At 63.8% G+C, this 2332-nt stretch carries 2 protein-coding genes and 1 pseudogene; all 3 read right to left on the bottom strand.

The features are described from left to right. Nucleotides 1-190: pseudogene (locus tag EN893_RS28960) on the bottom strand (PTS fructose transporter subunit IIA); the annotation flags it as partial. Between the two features lie 164 nt (nt 191-354). After that, the gene (locus EN893_RS28950; protein WP_164748904.1) at nt 355-801 is read right to left on the bottom strand and encodes an HPr kinase/phosphorylase; all 447 of its coding nucleotides are present in this window, start codon (nt 799-801) and stop codon (nt 355-357) included. A gap of 32 nt (nt 802-833) precedes the next feature. Then, the coding region (locus EN893_RS28945; RefSeq protein ID WP_128361982.1) for a stimulus-sensing domain-containing protein at nt 834-2332 on the bottom strand (1499 nt) is incomplete at its 5' end.

The following is a 2332-nucleotide window of genomic DNA, read 5'->3' as shown; positions in this document are numbered from 1 at the left end:
GCACGATGACGCCCGCCCCGGTATCGACACGGGCAACAGCGTCGACGATGTCGCGGCGACGCTGCTCCATATCGTCGTCGGCACCGATCGCCACGGTTTCGAAATTGTCTTGTGGCCCGACGACATGTTCGACGGCATGTCGGAACTCGGTGGCCAGTTGACCGTGCGTTACAAGCACGAGTCCGATCATTCTTTGGTGGCTCCCGTCATCGCCGCTTCACAGGCGCATTTTATGCTCGCCAGCCAATCCAGGCGGCGGGAGCGCTATCTTGTCGACGCACGGCCCGTTGACAAGCCCAAAATTGCGCAGGCACATGCCATTTTGACGCATTGCAGCAAAAAACCCGGAACGGATCATAGAAAAGGCGCGATCGACAGCCGCGCCATCACGACCGGCAAGGCGGCAGCGACGTTGCGTTCGACCGCATCGATACGCGGCACCCGACAGCCGGCGATGCTGGTGTCGGCATCCTCCTGAAAGCGTGCCGTTTCACCGGCCGGCGTCAGGCGGACATGCAAATCGACGATGGCGGCGGGCTCGAACGGCACCGCTCGCGGCCCGAGCCCAGGCACCTCGACGAGGCCTTCTATGATGGCGGGAGCGCGGCAGAGAAGCCGCCCGGCATGCACCTCGACAAAGAGCTGATCGTCACCGACGAGCCGCGAGAACAGGCCGCGATGGCGACAATGGTCGATGAGCGCCAGCGCCAGCGTCGTCTTGCCCGAACCGGAGGCTCCGGTGACGAGAATGCCGCGCTCGCCGATCAAAACCATTGTCGCGTGAATGTTTTCAGGCTGCACGGCTGGACCAGGCGTGGTTGGGATTCATGCTCTCAGCCTTCGGCCGGCAATGTCACCACAAAGCGTGCGCCCTTGATCTCGCCGGGTTTGGTGCCGGGGATGTTCTCGGCGGTGAGCGTGCCGCCATGGGCCTCGACGATTTGCCTGGATATCGACAGGCCAAGCCCCGAATTCTGGCCGAATGCCTCGCCGGCCGGCCGGTCGGTGTAGAACCGTTCGAAGATGCGGTCGATGTTGTCGGCCCGGATGCCGGGGCCATTGTCGTCGACGGTGACGATGTTGAACTTGCCGGCACGCGCCAGCGACAGGCTGATGTGGCCATGATCCTCGGGAACGAAGGAACGGGCGTTCTCGATCAAATTGGTGATGACCTGGCCGATGCGAAGATCATGCCCGACGACGACGTAGCCTTTGACGCCTTGCGGCAGTTTGGCCGCCTTGAACTCGATCTCGACCGCCTTCTTGTTGCGCGTCGCTTCGCGCGAAACGGCGACCAGATCGGTGATGAATTTCTTCAGGTCGACCGTCCCGGCATCTTCACGCGCGAGCTCCGCGTCCAGGCGCGATGCGTCGGAAATATCGGTGATGAGCCGGTCCAGCCGCCTGACATCGTGCTGGATGATATCCATCAGCCGGCCGCGCGAATCGTCGTTCTTGGCCAGCGGCAAGGTTTCCACCGCGCTGCGCAGCGACGTCAGCGGGTTCTTCAACTCGTGCGAGACATCGGCCGCGAAGCTTTCGATCGCCTCGATGCGGGCGTAGAGCGCGTTGGTCATGTCGCGTATGGCGATCGACAGATTGCCGATCTCGTCCTGGCGGTCGGAAAAATCGGGGATTTCCTCACGGCTCTTGACGCCGCGCCGCACCCGCACCGCCGCCGCCGACAGCCGGCGCAGCGGATTGGCGATGGTGGAGGCAAGCAGCATCGACAGGATGGCGGTGACAAGGGCCGCGATACCGAAGACGCGCAGGATCGCCTTGCGCTCGGCGGCGACGATCTTGTCGATGTCGCCGCCTTCGGTCGACAGCATCAGCACGCCCAGGACGGCACGAAAGCGCTGGATCGGCACCGCCACCGAAACGATCTGCTCCCCCTGCTCGCTGACGCGCACGATGGTCGACGGGCTGCCGGTGAGTGCCTTGACCACTTCCGGGAAAGCGGCGCCATTGCCGCCCGGCTGCTCGTGATAGACCGGCAGCTCGGTGTTGCGGAAGAAGTCGAAGACGAATTTCTGGATGCGCTCGACCAGATCGGGCTCTTCCTCCTCAACCGGCGGCAGGTCGTAGCGCAGGATCTGGCCACGCGAATAGAGGTGGCGTGAATCGAGCAGCAGATTGGCGTCGCGGTCATAGATGCGGGCGCGGGTCCTGGTCGGCGAGATCAGCCTTCGCAGCACCGGGGCGACCCGCTCCGGGTTGATCGGGAAGTCGAGGTTGTCGAGTTGGTCGGAGCCCGGCCCCAGGCTTTCGCCGGCCTGCAGTTCAAGCAGCTTTTCCGGGTCGATGCTGATCGAGTCGGTCTCGACCGTCG

This window comes from Mesorhizobium sp. M7A.F.Ca.CA.004.04.2.1 (assembly GCF_004022825.1).
Taxonomy (GTDB): domain Bacteria; phylum Pseudomonadota; class Alphaproteobacteria; order Rhizobiales; family Rhizobiaceae; genus Mesorhizobium.
This window is presented reverse-complemented; position numbering and strand designations above follow the sequence as displayed.